The organism is Nitrosococcus halophilus Nc 4, assembly GCF_000024725.1.
GTDB classification, from domain to species: Bacteria; Pseudomonadota; Gammaproteobacteria; order Nitrosococcales; family Nitrosococcaceae; genus Nitrosococcus; species Nitrosococcus halophilus.
In genome coordinates this window covers 2,575,443-2,592,387 of the sequence record NC_013960.1, presented here as the reverse complement: position 1 = coordinate 2,592,387, position 16,945 = coordinate 2,575,443, and the positions used below count along the sequence as shown (strand labels likewise).

15 protein-coding genes are annotated in these 16,945 nt (G+C 53.9%); 1 reads left to right on the top strand and 14 read right to left on the bottom strand.

Annotated elements, in window-relative coordinates; genetic code table 11:
- Nucleotides 1-18 precede the first annotated feature (18 nt).
- Both NHAL_RS12240 and NHAL_RS12235 read right to left on the bottom strand, forming a co-directional pair.
- On the bottom strand, nucleotides 19-327 hold the full coding sequence (locus NHAL_RS12240) for a J domain-containing protein (protein ID WP_013033460.1): 309 nt from the start codon (nucleotides 325-327) through the stop codon (nucleotides 19-21).
- A complete protein-coding gene (locus NHAL_RS12235) occupies nucleotides 324-2,639 on the bottom strand; it encodes a tetratricopeptide repeat protein (RefSeq protein WP_013033459.1) in 2,316 nt (771 codons plus the stop codon). The genes NHAL_RS12240 and NHAL_RS12235 overlap by 4 nt, the downstream gene beginning before the upstream one ends.
- 230 nt (nucleotides 2,640-2,869) lie before the next feature.
- Here NHAL_RS12235 and NHAL_RS12230 point away from each other — a divergent pair, with 230 nt between their 5' ends.
- On the top strand, nucleotides 2,870-3,400 hold the full coding sequence (locus NHAL_RS12230) for a YchJ family protein (protein WP_013033458.1): 531 nt from the start codon (nucleotides 2,870-2,872) through the stop codon (nucleotides 3,398-3,400).
- Between the two features lie 142 nt (nucleotides 3,401-3,542).
- Here NHAL_RS12230 and NHAL_RS12225 read toward each other — a convergent pair whose 3' ends face one another.
- From NHAL_RS12225 to NHAL_RS12175, 12 genes are all read right to left on the bottom strand, one after another.
- Nucleotides 3,543-3,917 (bottom strand): YajD family HNH nuclease, encoded by a 375-nt coding sequence (locus tag NHAL_RS12225; RefSeq protein ID WP_013033457.1) that lies wholly within the window; start codon nucleotides 3,915-3,917, stop codon nucleotides 3,543-3,545.
- Between the two features lie 577 nt (nucleotides 3,918-4,494).
- Nucleotides 4,495-5,496, bottom strand: a complete 1,002-nt coding sequence (locus NHAL_RS12220; RefSeq protein ID WP_013033455.1) for an oxidoreductase — start codon at nucleotides 5,494-5,496, stop codon at nucleotides 4,495-4,497.
- An 18-nt stretch (nucleotides 5,497-5,514) separates the two neighbouring features.
- Nucleotides 5,515-7,470, bottom strand: a complete 1,956-nt coding sequence (locus NHAL_RS12215) for an acetoacetate--CoA ligase (protein WP_013033454.1) — start codon at nucleotides 7,468-7,470, stop codon at nucleotides 5,515-5,517.
- A 217-nt stretch (nucleotides 7,471-7,687) separates the two neighbouring features.
- Nucleotides 7,688-8,593, bottom strand: coding sequence for an alpha/beta hydrolase (locus tag NHAL_RS12210; RefSeq protein ID WP_013033453.1), 906 nt, complete (start codon nucleotides 8,591-8,593; stop codon nucleotides 7,688-7,690).
- Entirely contained in the window at nucleotides 8,580-10,469 is a 1,890-nt protein-coding gene (locus NHAL_RS12205; RefSeq protein ID WP_013033452.1) for an Lnb N-terminal periplasmic domain-containing protein, read from the bottom strand. The genes NHAL_RS12210 and NHAL_RS12205 overlap by 14 nt, the downstream gene beginning before the upstream one ends.
- 207 nt (nucleotides 10,470-10,676) lie before the next feature.
- Nucleotides 10,677-11,147, bottom strand: coding sequence for a DUF3015 domain-containing protein (locus NHAL_RS12200; protein WP_013033451.1), 471 nt, complete (start codon nucleotides 11,145-11,147; stop codon nucleotides 10,677-10,679).
- 384 nt (nucleotides 11,148-11,531) lie between these two features.
- The gene (locus NHAL_RS12195; protein ID WP_013033449.1) at nucleotides 11,532-11,759 is read right to left on the bottom strand and encodes a type II toxin-antitoxin system HicB family antitoxin; all 228 of its coding nucleotides are present in this window, start codon (nucleotides 11,757-11,759) and stop codon (nucleotides 11,532-11,534) included.
- 121 nt (nucleotides 11,760-11,880) lie between these two features.
- Nucleotides 11,881-12,054 (bottom strand): hypothetical protein, encoded by a 174-nt coding sequence (locus NHAL_RS21205; RefSeq protein ID WP_157862561.1) that lies wholly within the window; start codon nucleotides 12,052-12,054, stop codon nucleotides 11,881-11,883.
- 10 nt (nucleotides 12,055-12,064) lie between these two features.
- The gene (locus tag NHAL_RS12190) at nucleotides 12,065-13,207 is read right to left on the bottom strand and encodes an RNA-guided endonuclease InsQ/TnpB family protein (RefSeq protein ID WP_013033447.1); all 1,143 of its coding nucleotides are present in this window, start codon (nucleotides 13,205-13,207) and stop codon (nucleotides 12,065-12,067) included.
- 149 nt (nucleotides 13,208-13,356) lie between these two features.
- On the bottom strand, nucleotides 13,357-14,409 hold the full coding sequence (locus tag NHAL_RS12185; RefSeq protein ID WP_013033446.1) for a hydroxymethylglutaryl-CoA lyase: 1,053 nt from the start codon (nucleotides 14,407-14,409) through the stop codon (nucleotides 13,357-13,359).
- 129 nt (nucleotides 14,410-14,538) lie between these two features.
- Entirely contained in the window at nucleotides 14,539-15,324 is a 786-nt protein-coding gene (locus NHAL_RS12180; protein ID WP_041354929.1) for an enoyl-CoA hydratase-related protein, read from the bottom strand.
- Nucleotides 15,325-15,330: 6 nt separating this feature from the next.
- Nucleotides 15,331-16,938, bottom strand: a complete 1,608-nt coding sequence (locus NHAL_RS12175; RefSeq protein ID WP_013033444.1) for a carboxyl transferase domain-containing protein — start codon at nucleotides 16,936-16,938, stop codon at nucleotides 15,331-15,333.
- Nucleotides 16,939-16,945: the final 7 nt, after the last annotated feature.

Sequence of the window (16,945 nt, the reverse complement as noted above, 5' to 3'; positions counted from 1 at the left end):
TCACCTCACTGTTCAAGCTTAGTCGACTTTGCCTGTTAGGGTCGCCGCCAACGCCCGTTGCAACTGCTCCAGAGAAGGACGTCGAGCCCCTGCCTTCTGGGAAGGGGTGTCCAGCAGTTCGCTGAGTTCCGGTGGCTCGGCATGAAAAAGACGATAGCGCAGGCGATCGCGATGGGTTCCAATCGCCTCGAATGCATGGCGCACGGCTTGGAAACGCTGGGGGGCCCGGTCGGGTGGAAACTCCCGCACCTTGCTAAGGTAGGCCTTCTTGATTTCCCCATCATCGGCCGTCTCGGGTACACCTAATACCTGGAAAGGATTGGTCATTTTGGCTTCCCTTTAGGAAAAGGCAGAGGAAATGGCGGAAATTCACCCCTTTCTTCCATCTGCTCTTCGATAAAATCCAACACCTCTTGGGGATTATCCGTGTCCAGAAAATCCATAAGCTCTCTGATCACCTCATCCAGCTCCAAGGGCAAGGGCGGAACCCCGCTCGGCATGAGCGCCGGCATCCCCAGGAAATCTCCAATAAGGGCAGCGGTTTGGTGATCTTCCGCCTCCAGCGCCTGTTCTAATCCGGTCTGAAGCTGAATATGATCAACTACCGTCATCCGCTCCTGCCGGCCTTTGGTTCGTCCAAGCACATAGTAATAGAGGAATCGGGGCTGTTGGCCAAAACGATCTAACGCCGCTCCAGCGTAGTCTTTGAGCAACAGATAATGACCGACCTTCTCCAGGGCGACGAGAATCGCCTGCAGTTCCTGCTCGGAGAAATCTAGCCGGGCTGCGGCCTTAAGGGGTTTTCGCAAGCGTTCCAGGATCTCGGGAATTTTCTTGACTCCATCCTCGCTGTAGCGATGCAGCAGCTCCGCCAACAGCACGATATCCTTCGAGGTGGGAGAAGGCGGTTTACCCTTGATCCGATTGTAGTGCCGAGTCAGGGTGCGCTGGGCAATTCCCAAACGGTGGCCGTCCACCAGAAATCGGAACTGGGCGACCAAGCCCCCCCCTAGCTCCCGCAAGCCCTCCTGCAGCAAAGTTTCACCTTCCTGCTCCGAGCCCTGCAACAGGGCCACAAAGCCCCGGTTCAACGCCACTATGCCCCGTTGATCTGCTTGACGAGAAAAACCTTCTGCAGCGGTTAACTCTTGCTCAGCTAGCTGATGCTTGCCTGCCTTGATTTGCTTGCGAGCATGGGCCAGGTGGCAAGAAATCAGCAAATTTCTAGCGTGGGGATTGATGGGGTCGCGCTCTAGCAGGGCCCGGGCAAAGCCTGCCGCTTTCTTGAAGGCGGCACGCCGGTAGGCCCCCCTTCCCGCCGCCATCAGCACCTCAGGATCTTCGGGGAACTGGCGTACTGCCTGCTCCACCCACCGGTCCTGAGCCTTGCGGTCGTCCTGCTGCCGGGCGATATCCATCAGCCTGAGATAGGTTGGCTTGTCATCTTGATCCAGCTCTAGGCTTTTGGCTAAGCAATGCGCTACTTCCTCGTCCCAGGGGGGCAGTTCCTGAATAGCCAAGTCAGCCATGTGGCGGAGGATCAAGGCAGCCTGGAGCGCTTTCTCCCCTTTGGCGCCGTTAACTGTCAACTCCTCGACACAGCGGCCCCAATGCCTCTTGGCGGTCATGGGGTCACGGCGTCGCTCCGCCCCAAGCGCCTGAATCCGTTCACGTTCGAAGGGTGGCAGGGGACCAAAGCGCTTTTCGAAAGTGGACAAACCTTGGGGATAATGGGGCAACAACTCCAGACAGAAGTGTTTCAGAGAGGAATTCTCAAATTGACCGCCACTCAGGGCAAACCGGAATAGCTCCTTGGCACCCGCTTGCCGAACATCCGGAAGCCGGTGGATGAGATCGATTTGCTCTTCGCCCCAACCCTTCAGGGTCAAAACCAACTTGCGCTCGGGTTCCTGCAGCTGGCTGACGGCCTCCAGCAGAGCTTTGTCCTCCAGGGTAACGGTTCGCACCACCTGAGCAAAGCGTGCGAAGGGAGAATTGGCGGGGACTTTATCCAGTTGAGCAAGAACAGCCTTTGGCTCCGCCGCCAAGGCCGCCAACCCTTGCAGGATCAAACGCAGATCCCGGTAGGGTGAACGGAAGGGAATGGCTTTTAGCTTCTCCTTCATGGCGGCGGCATCGCCCCGGCAATAGGCCTCCATGGCGGCTAGCATGTTGTCACGCTGCGGCAACAGGGGAGAATCCGATGGCAGCGACTCGGCGATCTCCTCATAACCGCAGAGCAGCAGACCGGCCAGCCGGGCTGCCAGCCTGCGTCCAGCGGGACTGTCACGAAACGTTGTGTCCGCCTCGGCGAACAGTCGAGCTCCTCTGCCAAAACGGCCTGCTTGCAACAACCAGTCGACGTACCGGTCCAGATGGCGATCACCGCAGAGGCTGGCCATGTTCTCCCATAGCACCGCCGCCTCCTTGTACATGCTCTTGGCTGCAAGCTGCTCAGCCCGTCCCAGATAGGCGTCGGCAAGCGCTTCACGCCATGGGGGGCGTTGCTCCCGTTTCAGGAGCTGCTTGTAGGCATCCATCGCTTCTCGGAAACGACCGGCCTGCAGGTGGGATTCAGCCTGGGCAGCGAGTACGTCTATGGATTGTCGGGCAGTCTGTGATTTGCGTTTCTTACGCATGGCTCGCCCCTATAGCGCAGGAGGTAAAACTGCTAGAAACCTACTTGATTATCTTACAATTCCCTCTATGTTGCCACGAACTGCCTCTTCGAGGCTACCCTGCTGACCGCCGATGGCCTACTTTCCCCCACCCAAAGTGGGTATTGTGATCCATAATATTGAAGTGTAAAAGTCAGGTATTGGTATTTAGGATCTCACTAGGAATATAAGTAACTGGTTCTGGCAACCTGATGTGGCAAGCTAACAATACGCAAGACGAGGAAACCGATTTGGATCAAACCACCAAGTGTATCTGCGACTCTGGTATGGCCTATGAAGAATGCTGTGGGCTTTATCTCTCTGGTGAAAAACATACGCCAACGGCAGAAGCGCTGATGCGTTCCCGCTTCACGGCATTCGCTATAAAAGACGAAGCCTATATACTGGAGACTTGGGACCCGGCAAAACGCCCCCCAAAGGTAGATTTTCCCAAAACCCCAATTGAATGGAATCGCCTAGAGATTGTGGAAAAGAAAAAAGGGGGAAACAAAGACACCAAAGGAATCGTTGAATTCAAAGCCTATTATTTACTAGAGAACGACGAATATGTGGTGAATGAAATCAGCCGTTTTCGCAAAGAACAGGGACGCTGGTATTATCTGGACGGCGCAGTCAAATCCATCGCCAAGGTAGGCCAACAAACTAATACGGGAAAAAATGCACCCTGTCCCTGTGGAAGCGGGAAAAAATACAAGCGTTGCTGTGGAAAAGCTAAATCCTAATCCCCACTGGCAAAAAATCCACTGCAACCCTACAGGCTGTTAACTCACTTCAATGGGCGCAAAGAATAGCTGATGATACCACTCCCCGAAATGAACGCTCTTTCCCTCCCTTTCCTCCCGGAGGAAGGAAAAGAGGGTTATTTTACTCCTTTCTTTTCAGTAATTCCCCAAGCTCCGCGAATGGCTTGTAAGCGGCAGGCGGGCTTCCCCCACCGGTTGAAGCTGAGTCCATAGTGCTCTCCCCGTCCAGAAACCGCGCATGCTCGTTGTCGTGGCAGTATAGGCAAAGCAGTTCCCAGTTACTCCCATCAGAGGGATTGTTGTCGTGATTATGGTCTCTATGGTGAACCGTAAGCTCATGTACAGTGGCACGGGTGAATTCCCGCCTGCACCGACCGCAAATCCAGGGGTACATCCGAAGTGCCTTCTCTCTGTAACCCTGCTCACGCTTTGCACGATTACGCTGAGATTCAGCAACGACCTCATCTAACCTATTACTGGATCGATCTTTTTTCATTAATATCCCCTCCTACCCTCAAGCCCTTATGACCACGGAAAAGACCAATTTTCAGGTTACTGCACAGCAATAACGGGCTGTTGACTACTCAGTGTAGACCAACCTCTTATCTATTATTTTATACGCTTAGGAGCTGTTTAAGACAATTCATTCCGGGAAGGTAGTTTCCGCATCACTTCTTTGGCGGGATGATGCTGTTCAAGGTGTTCCTTTTTTAGCTCCTTTGCTATTTTGAGCGATTTATAAATATCCCATGACAATAGATAGGATATTCATTTTTATAGGCTATCTGTTACGGTCACCTTTTCTTTGAGCAAAAACTCTCGGTAAATTGGAAAAAACGATAAACGGTTTTAATACAGCACAGTGTTAGACAATTTTCCTATGCATATAACAAGATCTGACCCCTTAAACTTAAATGCGAACATTGCCCACTCGTACTCTACGATAACCTGCCCAATCACCGACCATACTCTTAATACCTGATAATCCAAGGGGATCGTTCTTCATTTGGTTCAGTACATGTTTTATTTTGACTTGCTGGTCTTGAGACAGTTTTTTCAAATAACGAGCAGCCCTAAACCTCATCACCCCTAATACTCACCACTGTCCTTCCCCGATGGGTTCCCGCCAACATTGCCTCAAAAACGGGCAATAACTCCTCCAGGGAAACCGTGCCGGTGACGATCTGATTGAGATGCCTAGGCCGTAAATCGGCGGCTAATCGCTGCCAAATATGTTGGCGCAGGAGCATGGGACAGTCTACAGAGGAAATGCCCAACAGGCTGACTCCCCGCAGAATAAAGGGCATGACGGTGGTATGGAGTTCGCTTCCTCCCGCTAGGCCAATACTGGCAATACTGCCCCAGGGCAATACAGTCCGGGTGAGCCAGCCCAGTATCCCCCCCCCGACGGTATCAATAGCCCCACCCCACTGCCCTTTTTCCAAGGGATGTTGGCCCATTTCCAGGGTTTGCCGAAATAGAATCTGGGAGGCCCCCAAGGTTTTTAAATCTTCAGCCGCCTCCCGCTTACCGGTCAGGGCGACCACCGTGTAGCCCAACCCGGCCAACATGTCGATGGCCAAATTCCCCACTCCGCCAGTCGCCCCCGTGACCAGGATAGGCCCCTGATCCGGTTTTTGCCCGTTGTCCTCCATTCGCTGGATAGCAAGGGCGGCGGTAAAGCCAGCGGTCCCTAGAGCCATGGCGTCATACAGACTTAAGCCTTCCGGCACGGGCACCACCCAGTCCGCCGGCACCCGAACATAGTCGGCATAGCCGCCGTCATGATCACTGCCCAAACCATAGCCGGTAACCAGCACCTTATCCCCCGGATGAAAGCGGGGATCTTCCGAGGATTCCACGACTCCCGAGACATCAATGCCACCCACCAGAGGGAAACGCCGCAGAATCTTGCCCTTGCCGGTGGCCGCCAAGGCATCCTTATAATTAGCGCTGGAATAATGGGACCGGATCACCACCGAACCGGGAGCTAAATCTTCTAAGCGCAAGGTTTCCAGCCGGGCATGAATGGCGCCCTTTTCCTGGTCAATTCGAAAACCCCGAAAGGATTCCATCAGCGTTCCTCCTTTGATTTAATCTCCCTGGAGTTCCGGTCGATCCCGGAAATAGTCCAAGGTTTCTGGGTTGGCCAAGGCGTCTAGATTTTTCACGGGGCGGCCATGGATCACCTGGCTGACCGCCAACTCTACCAGTTTGCCACTAATGGTTCGGGGCATATCCGGGACTTGAAGCACCTTGGCCGGTACATGACGGGGTGAGGTGTGGTCGCGAATGATCTGTTTAATGCGAGCAATGAGGGCCTCATCCAACATCCGGCCTTCCCGGAGGGTAACGAATAATATAATCCGTACATCCCCCTGCCAAGATTGCCCAATGGCCAGACTCTCGAGAATCTCAGGTAGCTTTTCTGCCTGGCGATAAATCTCGGCAGTGCCAATCCGTACCCCGCCTGGATTAAGCACCGTATCGGAGCGGCCATAAATCATCAAGCCGCCATGGGCCGTAAGCTCGGCATAATCCCCATGGGTCCAGACTCCAGGGAATCGTTCAAAATAGGCCGCCCGGTACTTTTGACCCTCCGGATCATTCCAGAAAAAAACCGGCATGGAGGGAAAGGGAGCGGTACACACCAGCTCCCCCTTTTGCCCCTCGACGGAACGGCCTTCCTCGTCAAAGATTTCCACCTTCATCCCCAAGCCGCGGCATTGCAATTCGCCCCGATAAACGGGAAGGATGGGATTGCCTAGGGCGAAGCAGGACACAATGTCGGTGCCCCCGGAAATGGAAGATAATTGCACATCCCCTTTGATGTCCCGGTACACATAGTCAAAGGACTCGGGGGCTAAGGGAGAGCCGGTGGAAAGAAGGGCTCGAAGCTTAGCAAGGTTATGGGTGCGTACCGGCTGGACCTCGGCCTTTTCCAATCCCGAGAGATACTTGGCGCTGGTGCCAAATACAGTGATCTCTTCCTCGGCGGCCATATCCCACAAACTCTCCGGTCGGGGATAAAAGGGCGCCCCATCATAGAGCACCACCGTGGCCCCCGTGGCCAGGGCGCTCACCAACCAGTTCCACATCATCCAACCGCAAGTGGTGTAGTAAAAGATCCGATCTTCCCGTTGCAGATCCGTGTGGAGCACCAGTTCCTTGAGGTGTTGGATCAGGGTCCCACCGGCTCCATGAACAATACACTTGGGAACCCCAGTGGTGCCCGAAGAGTACAAAATATAAACCGGATGATCGAAAGGGAGCTGGGCAAAGGTAAGCTGAGGATTTCCCACTTCTCCCATCACTGCCTCATAACCTTGCGCCTTGGGGATCGAGGCCAGATTCGGCGAGAAGTGGAGATAAGGCACCACAATCACCTGCTGGAGGCTAGGCAGGGACTCTATGATTTTGGCCAGGCGGGCCAGGGAATCAATAGCCTTGCCTTTGTAATCATAACCATCGGCGGCAAATAGCACTTTAGGCTCGATTTGCCCAAAACGATCCAGCACCCCATGAATGCCAAAGTCCGGAGAACAAGAAGACCAAACGGCGCCCAGACTAGTGGTGGCCAACATGGCAATGATGGTCTCCGGCCTATTGGGCATCCACCCTGCCACCCGATCGCCGACGCCCACGCCAGCCCTTTTCAGGACTTCGGCTAAGCGCGCTACTTGGAGATAAAGTTCCCCGTAACCGAGGGAATATCGATGGCCATCTTCGCCGCGAAACACCAGGGCCGGTCTTTCATCCCGGTAGCGCAGCAGATTCTCGGCAAAATTCAATCGGCTGCCCACAAACCAGCGCGCCCCCGGCATCTTATCGCCATTTTCTAGGACGGCCTCCCAGGGTTGGGAAGCCTTTACTTCACAGAAATCCCACACCGCCGTCCAAAAATTCTCAGGGTGCTGGATCGACCAAGCATAGAGGGAGGGATAATCCGAAACCTTAGCCCCGAATTGATCCTGGACCGTGCGCAGAAACCGAGTCATCTGGGCCTGCTCCACCTGGCTGCTCGACGGTCTCCATAGGGGTTCCTGCATGGGTATTCTCTAGCAACTAACCGGGCTTAGATTTGATATAGCGTAGGGGGTACAGAGCGTAGCGATGGGCGCATCGAAATAATGGAATTAAAGAGCGTCTCCAACAATTTCATAGACCCGCAATCTATTAAAATCGGCCCCGCTTTCAATATTCCCCTTTAATCAATATATAGACCATGGACTCAGCAGCAGATAGCCCATTTGAGTGCTTCTCTCCCTAATGGCGCAGAATCTCTGTAGCCTCTGCCGAAGCATGAGGCTCGCCCATAAAATGAAGTAAATCATCCCGATGCTCGCTGATGTTGAAAGTACCAATATGGCGGGTATGGGTGGGCAAAAAGAGTTTAGGAGAGCGGGCGGCAGCAAAGAGTTCTTTGCCATGATGGTAGGGAATAATCTCATCCTGCTTACTGTGAATGATAAGCAGTGGTGTAGGTGAAATCTTGGCGATGTGATCGATGGGATCATAGGACCCTGGAAGCACCCAAGAGAGAGGGTACTGGAATAGCCAGGTCAGCCAGAACTTGCTGAGCTTCTCCCGCGCGATACCCTGATAACGGGTAAAGGTTGCATCCAAAATGACGCCTTCGACCCGTTCGTGCAAATTCGGTACTTGGGCGCTGAACACTACCGTAAGGGCAGCCCCCAAACTTTGCCCCAGTAAGAAGACCGGTTTTTCCCGGCTTTCGGGGCGCGCCAACAGCCAACGATAGCCAATTTCAATATCTTCCAAGGCCTCCGCAATACCGGGGGAGCCAGTGGACCGCCCATAACCACGATAGTCCAGCAAAAAAACCTGGTAACCGTAGGCGGGAAGCCACATGACGCTGGCGATGTGGGTGCTAATATTTTCCGCATTGCCATGTAAGAAATAAACCGATCCCCGTAGTTCGCCCTGGGCATGAACCAGCCAGCCATGGAGGGAATGGCCATCCGGGGTGGAAAGAGTGATATCCTCATAGGTCAGGCCAATTTGATCGGGAGTGAGCACTTCTTCTTTACTCGGCAAGAAGAATAAATGGCCGCATCCGCCCAAGTTGGCAAAGAGAATAACGAAGCCTAGCCACCCGAGTAATTGCCAGGCGGTTAGTGTGGGCAACCCAGTCCGATTAGAAGTAAACACGAACACCGCCTTGGATCGTGGTGGCGTAGAAATCCCCGCTCTTCTCCCGCGCTATATTGAAAGTTAAGCTCCAGCCGGGTGGCCGATATAGGTCCAAACTGACGCTGCCCCGATAATAGGGTTCTTCGTCCTGACCGGGGTAAAATTGGCTCTGTGCCTCAGCATGAATACTTCCCCAGTGTTGCTGTAAATTCCAACCCAGAGTGATACCCGGTGAGGCTTGATAGCCTTCCGCGAGCTGACTACCCACGCGGCCGGTGCCCGTTGCCAAGGCATAGGCCAGTCCATGGGCCATACCATAGCTCACCCCGGCGCCCCCTTTGACGTAGGCGGCCAGTGGCCGCGAGCCGTCGCGGGTGAGCTGACGATCTGCGCCAAAGCCCGCTTGCCAGGAGATGGGATGGAAAAAGCGATCCCGTGGAGACAGGGAAATAATGTCCACAATGTTCAATTGTTCAAGCTCCAATTCCCCATTCTTTAAATAATAACGCAGCTCGGTATTTAGGAATTGGAGCTGGGAACCGGGACGGTAACCGGGCGCCGGGTCGGAAAAATCATGATAGGCGGGTCGAAACGCCAAATGAAGATAATCGCGCTGGCCATAGCGGCCCGCAATAGCGGTTATGCGAGCGGTGTCATGGCCCTGATCATCCCGCACCGCGGGCATGGGCGGAGCCAGTAAACCAGAGGATTCCGGTATCTTGCTACGCGCTCGCAGCAGCTCATAGGAGATATCAGCGGCGACTTCTCGAGGGAGTTTATCGCTCTGGGTACGGTAACGAACCAGCTCGTAAGCCGTTTCCAATACGGCAGCATGCCGATCGGGGGTTAAGGCCTCAATGGCTTCCCCATCAGGTAGCTGATGATTTTCATGAATGGAAAAAGCCAAATTGCGCTCGGAAGGGCTGAGTTGCCTTAAATGGTGGCGCAACTCAGTTGCCTGAGAGGGGCGGAAATAGACGGAGTCGACTAGCTGGTTAGCAACCACGAGGCGAACCGTATCGGCGGGAATAGCTCGCAGGAAACTCACCTGAGAGATCAGTTCAGTGCCCGGACGGGCCACATCAATCAACGCTAAGATGCGGTAGGCGCAATTTTCATCAAAGAAAAAATAATCAAAACGCTTATCTTTTATCTCCCAGGCATGGCGAAGTAACTGAGTGACTTCATCGGGGCTCAGGTTCAATTGGTATTCCCAAAGGTCACGGTTCTCCAGTTTGCTGTAGAGGCGAATCTTGTCGAAGTAAGGTTCTACCGTGGTTATTCCCGGATAGCCACCGAAAATGCCGCGGTAAGCGAACATGATTTCGCTATCATGAACTCCTGCATCCGCAGCATAGCTAACCGTGCTGGCCAGAATCAGATTGTCCTGATTTAGATGGGAAGGATCTAGCCTCAAAAAGGTATGGCCAAACATAGACGATGGACTATTGAGATAAGAGGAGGCAAATACCAACGTGACCGTTGCCGTATTCAGGTCATGGAGCCAAGCCTCGAACTCTGGACAAGACACTGGGGGAATATCGGAAAAGGGTCTTCCCTGCTGTTGCAGCCAATAGAAGCGAGCAGGAAAACGGCATTGGGGGTGAGTGGCCTGGCCATCACCCTCCCGCAGGGCGATAAGGGTTGCGGCAAGTTCTGCATCAGGATTGGTTTTCCCCTCCTGAGCGAGAAAAAAACTGGGATCGTCCGCCTGGCTTTTATGGCTCCACCCCAACACGGTGGGTCGATAGTGAAGCAAGGCCCACCATTGCGGACGTTCCGAGAGGTGTTGCTGCTGTGCCGCCGACAAAAGTTCCGTTAGCGTTGGAATCTCCGCCTGAGCCCAGCTGCAAATACTATTGAGAAGACAAAGCAGGCCAAAATAGCGAAGCATGAGAATGGGAAAGATCGGGCGATTAAGAGGGCTGAGGTTGCAGTCACGAAATTCTATAGCATTTCCCGCTTATAATGAGACCTAAAGGGCTTGGGTCGTGCCTACCCCAAACCCAACGGGGTGCCCTCTAAATGGGAATCGCTATAGCTCCGAAGACTTAAAAACATGAAGCCGGACTCGCCGGCTTCATGGGATTTGGACAAAAATTTAACCCAGATACTTAGCCAGGGCCGCATCCCCTTTCATGACTTCTTCGAGTTTGGAGAGTGCTTCATTAGAAGTCACATTCCGATTTGGGAAAATAGTGCTAAACTGTTTTTTCACTGTCATCTTGAAATGGTTCTTATCAACATCCTGAACCTTCATAAGCGCCATCAGGGCGTTGAGGTGCTCGCCTTCACCACGGCTCATATCGGCCGCCAATTGTTCCAGATTTTGATCGAAAAAATTGGCGGCCATCACGTCGATGTTATCACTGGTATCACAGCCCAAAGTACCCGTAGTCATCCCAAACGTTTGGTTGCCGAAGCTGGCATTGGTGGTTGCCGCCAGAACATGAGGAGCAAGCCCGTCTTGACCTTTAAAGAGCACAGAACCCGCGCCGCAGCCTGGACCAGTGTCTGCAAATGCAAGTCCCGATGCAGCAACCAGCAGTAGACCCGAGAATATTTGCTTCATTGTTAATCTCCTTGTTTGTTGGATTTATTAAGGGACGGCAATATTGAATTGATCTCAGTGCTCATGAAAACACCATTAGCTTATTTATGATGGGTAGGATAGTGCTAGTTTTTAAAGATACCTTAATCTGACTGTGATTCCTATTTCATGTTTGCTCATAAACCTTTAGGAATTCATCTCTCGGAATGCCAGCTTACGTACATATTGTTCTTAATGTTGAACCTTTAATGCGAAGATGGTTGGGTATTGTAAGAGGCGTTTTAGTTCCATCAATATTTTGCCGTATCATAGCAATATACTCACGCTCTCGTACCAATTCGAGCCCCAAGCGTTCAAATACTTTTATGACTCTCGCCTTGGGAGCATCAGCGGGAAATTTCGGCATTATATAGCCACTTTTGTCTCTGCAACAAAAGCTTCCAAAATAGAATCATCATTTTGAAAGGCATCTCGGCCAAAGGTTTCTATATGGAAGCATATGGCAGATTTGACATCGGTAAGCGCTTCTTCATAGGTATCACCTTGACCAACAATAACCCCTTTTAGTCCAAGTGGATAAGCAACATAACCTTCAGTGTGCTTTTCAATTACAATTTTAAACTGCTTTTGCATAGGAAAATCCTCACCTGGTATTCGGGAAACGCTATATTTCCACCACGCCCGCCAATTTCACATGTAGTTTAACAGGCGCGGCAACCCAGCCGCGCCCTTTTTCAGGGATCTGGTTAAGGATCTAGGCGGCAAGCTTGTTGAGTCCGGCAAACCACTTATTCTGAAGCATCTCCTCTATCACCGCGAGGTAGAGTACGTTATCTATATCGAGTATGAATTTGGGGTGCAAGTCTGACTTCTCCCGGCCCTGTCGGGCGAGGGTTGTTGGATCACTCCAAGAACTTTCCTCGTTCAACACGCCTTCCCTAGGCGACAACGCCTGTTGTCGCCCCCGTTCCAGTGGCTCCAGAGGCTAACCCCGCCAGCCCGGCGGTTTTGATATTGATCGCCGCTGCGATGTCGCGGTCATGGACACTCCCGCACGAGGGACAGCGCCATTCACGCACCTCCAGCGGCAGCGTTTCGTTGATATGTCCGCACCCTGGGGTGGGACAACGCTTGGAACTGGGAAACCCGCGGTCGATCTCGACTACGGTTCGCCCTACCCACTGCGCCTTGTACTTCAGTTGACGGACAAACTCACCCCAATGGGCATCGGCTATGGGCTTGGCAAGCCGGGGGTGTTTGATCATGTTCTTCACCGCCAGAGATTCAACGCACACGACTTGGTTTTCGTTGATCAGTGTGCGGGTCGCCTTGTGGGTGGCGTCCCTACGGCAGTCAGCTATTTTGGTGTGCACACGGGCCACCTTCAGCCGCAGTTTGTTGCGGTTACGGGAACCTTTCTGCTTCTTCGCCAGCTTACGCTGCAGATAGGCCAGCTTCGCTTCGTACTGCTCGGTGTACTTGGGATTGCCGGATTTGAATCCGTCGCTAGTGACGAACAAGTCTTTCAGACCCAGATCGATGCCGACCGTCTTGTTGACCACCGGCATCGGTTCGGACTCGAATTCACACAGCATGGACACAAAATAGCGCCCCGCTGCGTCCTTAGAAATCGTGATAGCGGAGGGCTCCGACGGCAGACCGTCCTTGAAGCTCCAGTGGATATTCAGCGGTTCGCTCGACTTGGCAATGAACAGTTGGCCGTCCTTGAACCGGAACGCGGCTTTGGTCAGTCGGATTGACTGGCCCCAAGGCTTGGATTTGAAACGCGGATACCCCGCTCGCTTCTCCCAGAAGGGCTTGAAAGCCTGCTGCTGATCGCGCAGCAACTGCTGGAAAATAACGCTGGAAACCTCATTCAGCCAAGAAAAGTCCTGCTTGAGTTGGACAAGCCTTTTTTCCAGCGCCCAATGGGGAATGACTTCGCCGTTCTGATAGAACGCATCGGTACGATGCTTGAGCGTGTTGTTCCAAACAAAACGCGCACAGCCGAACGAACGAGCCAGCAGTTCGGCTTGTTCAGCTGTGGGATAGAATCGTTCCTGGTACGCCCTCTTCGTCATATTTGTATTTTACAAATCTCAGCACATTCTGTAAATCCGCTTCGCGGCTTGCGCTTATATCACCGCCCGATTGGGCGATGCTTTACGCGCTATTGGGTAAACTTGAAATCCCCAGCTCTAACGTTATCGAATCACGGGTCTAGGTTGTTTCAAATCACCTGTTTCAAGTGGCCCAGCCCCGCGCGCCCCACTCGGCTTTGATTCTCACGTCCCAGCGCTTGGCAAATATGGCGGCCCACGCTGATGAGTTTTTCAAGATCAACTCCCGTTTCAATGCCCATCCCGTGCAACATATAGACCACCTCCTCCGTGGCCACATTGCCTGTAGCCCCTTTGGCATAAGGACACCCACCTAAGCCCGCTACGGCGCTGTCGATGACAGAGACTCCCAGCTCTAGGCAGGCAAAAATATTGGCCAGCGCCTGGCCATAGGTGTCATGGAAATGCACCGCTAACTGCCCCAAGGGAACCTGTTCCGCCACAGTCGCCAGCATCCGTTGGGCCTGCAAGGGAGTGCCCACCCCAATGGTATCGCCAAGGCTGATCTCATCTACTCCCAGTTCGGCCAACCGCCGGGCCAGGCGGGCCACCTGGCGGGCCGGCACCGGACCCTCATAGGGACAACCCAGGACACAGGAGAGATAGGCTCGCACCCCCAACTGTCTTTCCCGAGCCGCGGTAATCACCGGCTGATAGCGATCCAGGGATTCGGCCACGGAACAATGGATGTTCTTTTGGCAAAAGGTATCCGTCACCCCAGTGAACACGGCAATATCCGTCACTCCCGCAGCAAGTGCCCGTTCCAATCCGGCTCGATTGGGTACCAGCGCTGGATAGCGCACCCCAGGCTGGCGTTGAATGCCGGTATAGACTGCCTCAGCATCCGCCAGTTGAGGCACCCAACGGGGGCTAACAAAACTGGTCGTCTCGATGACAGGCAATCCCGTCCCGGATAATTGATGAATAAACTCAATCTTGGTAGCCGTCCCCACCCTGCCTGGTTCGTTTTGCAGGCCGTCACGGGGACCCACCTCCACTATCTTGACTTGCTGAGGTAATTTTTCACCCATTAGTATTGTCTTGCCGGATACGCGACGCTTAATCCGGCCTACAGTGTTTATTGGCGCCTCCTCGTAGGCCGGACCGATTCGCCGGGAGCGAATCGGGACCTCCGCAGGAAGCGCGCCAGGGAGGGCGCCCATCAATAAGGCCTTGAGACCGTTTCCGGCAAGGTCATTGCCGGAAACGGATGAGCTTAGCCTCCATTAATTTGCTCAATTCTCCCCATTTAAAACACAACCCTTTGTGTCTTTGTAGCGCAATGGGCGCGGCTAACGTTGCCAGCGGGGCGGGCGTTTTTCTAAAAAAGCGGCCATGCCTTCCTGCCCCTCCGGCGAACTCCGCAGGCGGGCAAGCAACTCCGCGGTATATTCCCGCAAGCTTTCTCCCCCCGGCTCGAGGCGGGACAGCAATCGTTTGCATTCGGCTAGAGCCAACGGTCCCGCCTTAAGGAGTCGGCCTATCTGGGCTTCCACCGCACCATCCAACTCCTCCCTGTCCTCCACCTGATGCACTAAGCCCAACTGGAAGGCAAGCATGCCGTAGATGGTTTCACCGTTCAAAAGAAAACGCCGCGCCTGACGAGGGCCGATGGCTGCAACCACATAGGGAGCAATGATCGCCGGGGCCAAGCCAAGCTGAACCTCCTTGAAAGCAAATTCGGCGCTAACGGTGGCGATGGCAATGTCGCAACAGACTATTAACCCGATGGCTCCCCCGTAAGCAGGGCCATTAATACGAGCAATAGTGGGTTGGGGCAGACGGTTCAGGGCTTGCATCAAAGCGGCCAGCTGCCGTGCCTCCTGGCGATTGGTTTCTTCCTCCTCCAAGCCCATGGACCGCATCCAATGAAGATCGGCCCCACTGGAGAAAGTCTCCCCCTGGCCGGTCAACACCAACACCCGAATAGTCTCATCTTTAGCTATGGCTTGGAGCCGCTGGAGTAAAAGATTAACCATTTCTCCGTCCAGGGCATTATGCCGAGCGGGAGCATTAAAGGTGAGCGTGCATACACCACGCTCATCGGTTTCTACTTGAAGCAATTCTTGTTTCATCATCCTATCCTACATGCGGAACACCCCATAATGGGTTTCTTCCATGGGCGCGTTGGAAGCCGCTTGGAGCGCTAGCCCCAACACCGTTCGCGTCTCAACCGGATCGATAACCCCATCATCCCAAAGCCGGGCAGTCGCAAAATAGGGATGGCCCTGAGTCTCGTACTGTTCCCGGATGTCCGCTTTAAAGGCTTTTTGTTGAGCCTCGCTCCAGGACTCTTCCCGGGCCTGAATACTCTCGGCCTTAATGATCCCCAGCACCTCTGCCGCCGTATCTCCTCCCATGACCGAAATCCGGGCATTGGGCCACATCCAGAGCAAGCGAGGCCCATAAGCCCGACCACACATGGCATAATTGCCGGCACCGAAAGAGCCGCCCATGATCACCGTAAATTTGGGCACCTTAGCACAGGCGACCGCGTGCACCATTTTGGCCCCATCCTTAGCAATGCCCCCATGCTCGTATTGCTTACCCACCATAAACCCGGCGATGTTTTGCAGAAAAACCAGGGGAATGTGCCGTTGGGTACAAAGCTGGATAAAATGGGTTCCCTTGAGGGCGGACTGGGAAAACAAAATTCCATTATTGGCCAAGATCCCCACCTGGTAACCCCGAATCCGGGCAAACCCGCAAACCAGAGACTTGCCATAGAGGGCTTTGAACTCGTGGAAATCAGAACCATCCACTAGGCGAGCAATCACTTCATGGACATGATATTGATAACGGGGATCCCGAGGAATGAGGCCATAGATCTCCTCCGGTGGGTAGCGGGGTTCCACCACCGCGCCTGGGTAAAAAGAGCGGGTTTGCTCCCGATAAAGCTGGGCGATCATACTCCGTACTTTGGCCATGGCTTCGGAGTCATTGGCCACCAAATGATCCCCCACCCCCGAAGTTCGACAGTGGACATCTCCGCCCCCCAATGCTTCCGCATCCACTTGATCGCCCGTGGCGGCCCGGACCAACGGCGGACCACCGAGGAAAATGGTGCCCTGGTTTTTGACAATAATGGTCTCATCGGCCATGGCCGGCACATAGGCGCCACCGGCGGTGCAAGACCCCATCACCACGGCAATCTGGGGAATGCCTTGGGCGGACATCCGAGCCTGGTTATAAAAGATTCGGCCAAAATGATCCCGGTCCGGGAACACCTGATCCTGCATGGGAAGGTAAGCGCCCCCCGAATCCACCAGGTAGAGGCAGGGCAAATGGTTCTCAGCAGCGATTTCCTGGGCCCGCAGATGCTTTTTCACCGTTATGGGATAATAGGTCCCCCCTTTGACCGTGGCATCGTTGGCGATAACCATCACTTCCCGGCCCTGGATCTGACCAATGCCGGTAATGAGACCGGCGCCAGGGAGCTCTGTTTCATACATCCCATAGGCGGCCAGGGCGGATAATTCAAGAAAGAGACTGCCCCGGTCCAGAAGCACCCCGATCCGCTCCCGCGGGAGCAACTTACCCCGCTTTAAATGCCTTTCCCGGGCGGCACCTGACCCCCCCTCTGCCACCCGTTCCAGATGGGCCTTGAGATCCTTTACCAAAGACCGCAGATGGGTATCGTTTTTGGCAAACTCCGGTGAGGATGGATCGATCTTGGTCTCGATAATGGCCATTTAATGG

Excerpts from the sequence above, each read along its gene's own strand:
- NHAL_RS12230 (WP_013033458.1), top strand. The coding sequence starts at position 2,870 with ATGTGGCAAGCTAACAATACGCAAGACGAGGAAACCGATTTGGATCAA.
- NHAL_RS12190 (WP_013033447.1), bottom strand. The coding sequence starts at position 13,207 with ATGACGAAGAGGGCGTACCAGGAACGATTCTATCCCACAGCTGAACAA.
- NHAL_RS12225 (WP_013033457.1), bottom strand. The coding sequence starts at position 3,917 with ATGAAAAAAGATCGATCCAGTAATAGGTTAGATGAGGTCGTTGCTGAA.
- NHAL_RS12195 (WP_013033449.1), bottom strand. The coding sequence starts at position 11,759 with ATGCAAAAGCAGTTTAAAATTGTAATTGAAAAGCACACTGAAGGTTAT.
- NHAL_RS12180 (WP_041354929.1), bottom strand. The coding sequence starts at position 15,324 with ATGATGAAACAAGAATTGCTTCAAGTAGAAACCGATGAGCGTGGTGTA.
- NHAL_RS12175 (WP_013033444.1), bottom strand. The coding sequence starts at position 16,938 with ATGGCCATTATCGAGACCAAGATCGATCCATCCTCACCGGAGTTTGCC.
- NHAL_RS12205 (WP_013033452.1), bottom strand. The coding sequence starts at position 10,469 with ATGCTTCGCTATTTTGGCCTGCTTTGTCTTCTCAATAGTATTTGCAGC.
- NHAL_RS12220 (WP_013033455.1), bottom strand. The coding sequence starts at position 5,496 with ATGGAATCCTTTCGGGGTTTTCGAATTGACCAGGAAAAGGGCGCCATT.
- NHAL_RS12200 (WP_013033451.1), bottom strand. The coding sequence starts at position 11,147 with ATGAAGCAAATATTCTCGGGTCTACTGCTGGTTGCTGCATCGGGACTT.
- NHAL_RS12185 (WP_013033446.1), bottom strand. The coding sequence starts at position 14,409 with ATGGGCGCCCTCCCTGGCGCGCTTCCTGCGGAGGTCCCGATTCGCTCC.
- NHAL_RS12235 (WP_013033459.1), bottom strand. The coding sequence starts at position 2,639 with ATGCGTAAGAAACGCAAATCACAGACTGCCCGACAATCCATAGACGTA.
- NHAL_RS12215 (WP_013033454.1), bottom strand. The coding sequence starts at position 7,470 with ATGCAGGAACCCCTATGGAGACCGTCGAGCAGCCAGGTGGAGCAGGCC.
- NHAL_RS12240 (WP_013033460.1), bottom strand. The coding sequence starts at position 327 with ATGACCAATCCTTTCCAGGTATTAGGTGTACCCGAGACGGCCGATGAT.